The 6,073-nt window shown below is 44.2% G+C and carries 7 protein-coding genes and 2 tRNA genes; all 9 read right to left on the minus strand.

Annotation, left to right across the window (positions count from 1 at the left end; translation table 11 throughout):
* Positions 1–110: 110 nt before the first annotated feature.
* A complete protein-coding gene (locus tag H6F50_RS08685) occupies positions 111–998 on the minus strand; it encodes a HEPN domain-containing protein (protein WP_190428376.1) in 888 nt (295 codons plus the stop codon).
* Positions 999–1,223: 225 nt separating this feature from the next.
* Positions 1,224–1,364, minus strand: a complete 141-nt coding sequence (locus H6F50_RS08690) for a hypothetical protein (protein ID WP_190428377.1) — start codon at positions 1,362–1,364, stop codon at positions 1,224–1,226.
* A gap of 72 nt (positions 1,365–1,436) precedes the next feature.
* Complete coding sequence (locus tag H6F50_RS08695; RefSeq protein ID WP_190428378.1) at positions 1,437–2,099, minus strand: translation elongation factor Ts; 663 nt, start codon at positions 2,097–2,099, stop codon at positions 1,437–1,439.
* A 149-nt stretch (positions 2,100–2,248) separates the two neighbouring features.
* Positions 2,249–3,682 (minus strand): hypothetical protein, encoded by a 1,434-nt coding sequence (locus H6F50_RS08700; RefSeq protein WP_190428379.1) that lies wholly within the window; start codon positions 3,680–3,682, stop codon positions 2,249–2,251.
* Positions 3,683–4,046: 364 nt separating this feature from the next.
* The gene (locus tag H6F50_RS26435) at positions 4,047–4,286 is read right to left on the minus strand and encodes a hypothetical protein (protein WP_199292053.1); all 240 of its coding nucleotides are present in this window, start codon (positions 4,284–4,286) and stop codon (positions 4,047–4,049) included.
* Positions 4,287–4,303: 17 nt separating this feature from the next.
* Positions 4,304–4,687: a 50S ribosomal protein L7/L12 gene (gene rplL / locus H6F50_RS08710; RefSeq protein WP_190428380.1), complete on the minus strand. Its 384-nt coding sequence runs from the start codon at positions 4,685–4,687 to the stop codon at positions 4,304–4,306.
* Between the two features lie 66 nt (positions 4,688–4,753).
* Positions 4,754–4,828, minus strand: a tRNA-Leu gene (locus H6F50_RS08715).
* Between the two features lie 31 nt (positions 4,829–4,859).
* Positions 4,860–5,594 carry a hypothetical protein gene (locus H6F50_RS08720; RefSeq protein WP_190428381.1) on the minus strand — a complete coding sequence of 245 codons (735 nt, stop codon included), beginning with the start codon at positions 5,592–5,594 and terminating at the stop codon, positions 4,860–4,862.
* A 179-nt stretch (positions 5,595–5,773) separates the two neighbouring features.
* Positions 5,774–5,840 (minus strand) — tRNA-Met (locus tag H6F50_RS08725).
* Positions 5,841–6,073: the final 233 nt, after the last annotated feature.

Here is a 6,073-nt window from a genome sequence, read left to right on the forward strand (position 1 = left end):
TAATTTCCTAATCGATGTGTTTTCTTGTTCGTATGCTTTGACTACTTTTTCTCGAAAGTCGATGGAGTAAGGTTTCATTCTACCTGTTCATGCACTGACCTCAATGTACTCTATATACCTGCAATCTGCTGTAAGTCGGCATCAGATGCTCCCTCATGTAAAATCTTGCTACGAATGTTATAAGCTTCGTCAATCATAGAAACAGCATCTGGATTTTCAGGAAGATGCTCCTTCACAAGGCGTTTGATGGCTTGAGAAATCGATTCGCGCTCTAGCTCCCGAATCCGACCTTGGACTGACGCTCTAATATTGTCAGGAATAGAGGCTGTGTTGCTTAACTGTTCGACGAAACTGCCAATTAAATCCTGAAGTTCTGGGTTGGGGTAACGATTGCGTTTAGCTAGCGGTTCGAGAGAAGAGACAAGTCCAACAAATCGGGAACGCTCTGTCGTTTCCAACCTTGCTGATGCAAACAACTCCATAGATACCAAGAGTTGTCGGTCAACCTCAAGGTCAGCCGAAAATATTTCGTTAATACGCTCCACCATACTACTGCTGCTCATGACTACTCTGAAACTTACACTCATCATGAACCCCGATCCGCCTCTGCCCTGTTGGGTTCGATCAAAGACCATACAAGGCAATGGAGTGTGATAATCCAGCAGGAGTGGATGCTTCCTTGAAATCGCTGCCCAGAGAAGAGCTAGTGAGAGCTTTAAACCCTTCTGTTCAGCTTCACCCGCAGTTGCAAATCCCTCTACGTAGACATCCAGCTTTTTGGCAGTTTTTCTCCTCCCCCTAAACTGGCTCTCGTCCTTTTCCTCCTTTAACGGCACTATGCGGACAATGGACTCCTTATCGTTAAGCAGCAGGGAAGCCTCTCCATCGAAGCCAGACTCATCTGTTTCACCCAAGACAATTCCAACCTTTGCTCCGTAGGGACGACGGTTTGGACTGTCAGAAATTATTTTTCTGGGGTCAGGCTTGCTTCTGCTCATTGAATGACAGTAATTAAAATATGAAGTTGTTGCCTAGCCATTGATCTAGACAACAACCTATAGCCTAGCAAACGAGTTTGTTATTGTTAGACCGCACCTTACGACAACTGAGGTACCTCTATCTCACATCCCTTACTGGCAGCGTTGTCTCCAGAATCTCCATCAACAACTCTAAGCGCGATCGCTTTCCAAGTAAGTTATGTCCACCTAAAAACTTTCAGCCCCTCAATTTCCATTTTTTGAATCCCCATTCACCATTCCGAGCGATCGCAATTTGGGTTTCTTCTCCAGCAAGACAAATCGAGTTGCCTGGGCGGTTGAAACCGCAGCTACACAGACTAAACCCGGATGGTGCGCGGGTTTCAATATCCTCAATTTTCCGATAGTCCGCGCAGGCGGACTTTGTTTGTGTAGCCGCGAATTCTATTCGCCAGGGCTTTATTCCCTACCGCCCATTTGTGCAGCGACTTCTTGAGCAAAGTTGCTTTCTGGCTTTGCAATGTCTTCGCCTAAGTTAAAGCGGACAAAGCGACGCACTTGGATATTTTCGCCGAGTTGAGCTACGCTTTGCTTAACCAGTTCTTCCACCACGATACTTTGGTCGCGAATGTAAGGCTGATCCATCAAAGACATTTCTTTCAGGCGTTTTTCAATTCGTCCTTGAAGAATTTTTTCTTTGATGTTTGCTGGTTTGGAAGTTAAGTCATCGCATCCCATTTCGATTTGTGTTTCTTTCTGGACAATTGCAGCCGGAATGTCTGCTACCTTTATATACTCCACGTTCGGACAAGCGGCAATTTGCATGGCGATGTTCCGCACCAGGGTTTGAAATACTTCACTGCGACTTACAAAATCAGTTTCGCAGTTCACTTCTACTAGCACGCCAACTTTACTGCCAGTATGAATGTAGCTGTCAATAATTCCTTCTGCCGAAATACGACGGCTTCCGCCGCATGTTCTACTCATACTTTTTTGGCGCAACCATGCGATCGCTTTGGTCATATCGCCATTGGTTTCATTCAGTGCCCTTTTACAATCCATCATGCCTGCGCCTGTTTTCACGCGCAGTTGGTGGACAGTTTTTGCAGTTATTGCCACCATGTTTTATTCCTCGTTGACTAATAATTTTGTTGACCTCTCCCCAACCCCTCGCATTGCAGGAGAGGGGCTTTTTTCTTCCCCTTTTTTCCAAGGGAAAGAGGCTAGAGGTTAGGCTTTCTATGTTTCGATTGAGCTACAAGTTAGCCTATCTAGTTATCAACTCGCACTGGTAACGGTGTCTCTAGAATTTCCATCAACAATTCAAGTCGAGATGGACGAGACAATAATGGCACCAAGTTTGGCAGTGAGTAGTAATCACCTGCGAAGGTGAATGTCTCCAGCGAAACTTGAGATTGCTGCAACTGCTTTTCTAAGTGGTTGCTATGATTGCCGACTTTGACAATAATTACATTCGGCAAAACCTTCAATTCTTCGCAGTATTGGGGATAAACTGTGTTGAAGAAAGGAGCGTTGTTTTCGCCTTCATCGGTAACGATGATGATTTGTTCTGCCGACTGTTTGTTTTGCCGCATCTTTTCCAGTGATGCACCAATGCTAGTGCAACCATCCGGAAACAATTTCTGGAAAGCTTTCTCCCAATCTGACAGCGCTTTACCTTGTGCTTTTACTTCAACAGCTTTGGTGTCGAAGGCATAAACAAATAAGTTACCTTCGCTGATGCTAGAAATCAAAGCTGCAATTTGCTTTCCGACTTCCAGCGCTTCAGTCATGCTGCTGCTTTTGTCTACAAACAAGGCAGTAGACTTGGTAATCTTACCCCGCTTTTTCACCTGTTCGTTGACAACTTGCTCTAGCTGCGCCACAGTTGCATCATCGACATTCGCAACACCTGCTGCTTTCATTGCCTTGAATGCAGACACGCGATCGCTTGTTGCAGCTTCTGTCAGTTTTGCATCAATCAACACCTTCACCTCAGCGTTTTCCATCGCACCTCGCGCTTGGAGTGACTTGAGGTTGTTAATTACCTCCTGCGGTGACATGGCGTTAACTAGCGCCATCAGCACTTCTGGCGTTACTTCCTTCACCGCACCAATGGCGACAGTGTAGGGAATTTTGTGTTCTGCAATCAGTTGTGCTTGTGCTTGTGGTGTCTCTGCTTTTGCAAGCTGCTTGAGTGCAAACGCAAGACTATCTTCAGGCGGTGCATCTTTGAATAGTACGGCGTTAGCGCGATCGCTAGGGCGAATGTGCAAACTTGCATACAGATGCTTCATCGCCTTGCGTCCCCGCACCGCTGCGCGATCGAAAAACGCAGCATTCTTTTCCCGTTCCTGCAAATATCGCCGCACCGCAGTCCGCGCCGAACGCGGTAACTTTTGCTGATGCTGCTTCATAAAGTCTACAATCCGCGCCACCTGGTAAGGTGGAAACTCTTGTAGCATCATAAAACCCGCACCTCGGTGTTCGTTCAAGCTGCTGGTAAGCAAATTACCGACAAAAACTTCCTTGTGGTCGCGCACATCCCCATGACGCTGATACCATACAGCCAGGTGTCCGTAAAAGATGGGGTCAAGTTCGACCATCATCTTATGCACTTCTGCTACCTTACCCAATTCCCGGTGTGGCGTAGTCAGCAGACTGTTGAGCATTTCCAAACGCAAGTCGCGTTCTAGTGTATTCATTGCAACTACCTCCATTTCATTTGAAGTGTTGAGGAGGCAGGTGTCGCACGCAAGTTAATTGCTGCCGCGCAAGTCGAGAAAGCTGTTTTTTTACCTTAAAAGGGTATGTAAGCTTTTTCTGTTGGGGCGCGGCGACAACTGCCATTATAATTTGCCAAGCAAGAGACTGTCATCCCTGCTAATCTAAAGGTTTCAAATCCGGTTCAGTCCAACTTATCCGAGCTTGCCAAGACATTAAGCGCTCGCGGTTGTAGTATGTCAGAGGAAGATTTTTATCTGCGTAACTATCGATAAGTTCGTTGGCAAGATATACGATAGAGCGAGTTCGATCTGCAACCGATAGATAGTGACTAACAATCCGAATCTAAAACAGTGTCATCGTTTCGTGATAGCCACTGTTTTTAGTAGTTTTAATCCCATTAGCCAAGTTGTAACGCTGGATGCGATCGCGTATGCAATTCGTCGCTTCTGCCTTCGAGTAACGAGTGAGATACCATAATGCAACGGTTAAGTGTGCGCGATGATTCCACTCATCTCGTGGCAGGGTGCAATTCTCGAATGCCGCAATTAGACTTTCTATCTCACTGACTGACTGATATTTCACAACTGCGAGAGTGCAAACTACTTGAGAGAAACTTTAGCGCCTGCTGCTTCTAGCTGTTGCTTGATTTCTTCTGCATCGGAGAGTGCGATCGCTTCTTTCACCACTTTCGGCGCTGAATCAACAAAATCTTTTGCCGCCTTCAGATCCAAATTAGTCAAAGTCCGTACAACTTTGAGGATTGCAATCTTCTTATCAGCAGGAACTTCCTCCAGAACTACATCAAACTCAGTTTGTACAGAAAGTTCTTCACCTTTTTCTTCGATTATTTCAATAATACCTGTCTGCGGACGAGGTGAAGCATCAACTCGGAAAGTATCTTCAACTTGCTTAACTAATTCTGCTGCTTCGGTTAGTGTTAAAGATTTTAACTGCTCTAGAATCTCAATTGTTTTTACAGACATCTTTATACTCCTCCTCATAATAAAAAATTAAATATTATCATTCCACGCAAGTCGAGAAAGCTGTTGTTTCATACGCAGGGGTTGAACCTGCATAATCTTGAGCTTAAATCAAGCGCCTGTACCAATTCGGCTAGTATGTAAGCTTTTTCTATCAGGGCGCGGAATGAAAAGTTTAACTATTTGCAAGCTGCTGCATAATGAACTTAATTTCCTTCTTGTTACACTGACGTTTATCGACAGCGTAACTTTTTCTGTAGATTCTTCTACCTTGCTTCTCCCGTACACTCCAACCGTCAGCAATTTCTATTAAGACAATATCTGTTACTGGCTTTGTTGGTGGTGTATTTTGAAGCTTTATTACATACCACAAATTGTTAATTTTATGATATTCTATGTAGTCATTAACAACTACTAGATTTTCTGGCTTTTCGGGAGGTTTATTGGGTGCTTTCTTCGCTAGGCAGAGAACTTTAGTATCGGGCTGGATATAAAGTTGCTCTCTCCAATAATTCAGCGGATTTCTAGGTAAATACTTGCACGATTTAGTAGAATAAGGAACCCCATCAATTAGTTCAACATCCTTTTCCACAAAACCCCATACATGGGAGAGAATATGTTGTCCTGATAACGTTCTCGTTTCAATCTGCTGGCATAATTCGCTGTAAACATTATCCCAAGATTCGCCCACTTTAGAACGCAGCCAGCGACGTAATGGACCGAGATGGTCTGAAAAGTGCTTTGTGCGTTTTCTTGTCTTGATTAAATAAGGACTCAGCAACCCATCTTCACTTGCCTCATTAGTAATCTTTTGCAGAGCTTTTTTATAACCTTTAAGCTTTTTTACACTTATCCTTATGCCTCCACGAGGACGTTCAATGACAATTTCTCCCAAACGGTGTTCGCTCATTACTTAGCATCGTCCCTAAATATCTATTAATTTTGATGAATTGCCATTCAGTTATGGCTAGGTTTGTTGTAATTAGGGAAGAACTGCATAACATTGGAAAACCCTCCAGTAAATATCAAAAATAACGATAAATTTATTCGTATTTAGATTGCTCCGCGCAAGTCGAAAAAGCTGTTTGAATATACACGGGAATTGAACCCGTCACGGCTTGATTATGACTCAAGTGCTCTAACTAACTGAGCTAGTATGTAAGCTTTATCTATTAGGGCGCGAAGCGATTATTGCAGTCTCGAAAGTATTGGGTGTTCCGCGCAAGTTAAAAAAGCGATTCACTGGAGAGTTACCGTTACTCTACACTGCAAAATAATGGCAGCGGTAGGAATTGAACCTACATCTCCCGCTTATCAGGCGGATGTGTGTATGCTTTTCAGGTTAGGGCGCGGAACACAAAATTTAAAGCTGAGTATCCATAAAACGCA

Source organism: Coleofasciculus sp. FACHB-712 (assembly GCF_014695635.1).
Classification (GTDB): domain Bacteria; phylum Cyanobacteriota; class Cyanobacteriia; order Cyanobacteriales; family FACHB-T130; genus FACHB-T130.

What these genes read in the sequence shown, in the direction of transcription:
- H6F50_RS08700 (WP_190428379.1), bottom strand. Translation starts at nt 3,682, where the DNA reads ATGAATACACTAGAACGCGACTTGCGTTTGGAAATGCTCAACAGTCTG.
- H6F50_RS08695 (WP_190428378.1), bottom strand. Translation starts at nt 2,099, where the DNA reads ATGGTGGCAATAACTGCAAAAACTGTCCACCAACTGCGCGTGAAAACA.
- H6F50_RS08720 (WP_190428381.1), bottom strand. Translation starts at nt 5,594, where the DNA reads ATGAGCGAACACCGTTTGGGAGAAATTGTCATTGAACGTCCTCGTGGA.
- H6F50_RS08685 (WP_190428376.1), bottom strand. Translation starts at nt 998, where the DNA reads ATGAGCAGAAGCAAGCCTGACCCCAGAAAAATAATTTCTGACAGTCCA.
- rplL (WP_190428380.1), bottom strand. Translation starts at nt 4,687, where the DNA reads ATGTCTGTAAAAACAATTGAGATTCTAGAGCAGTTAAAATCTTTAACA.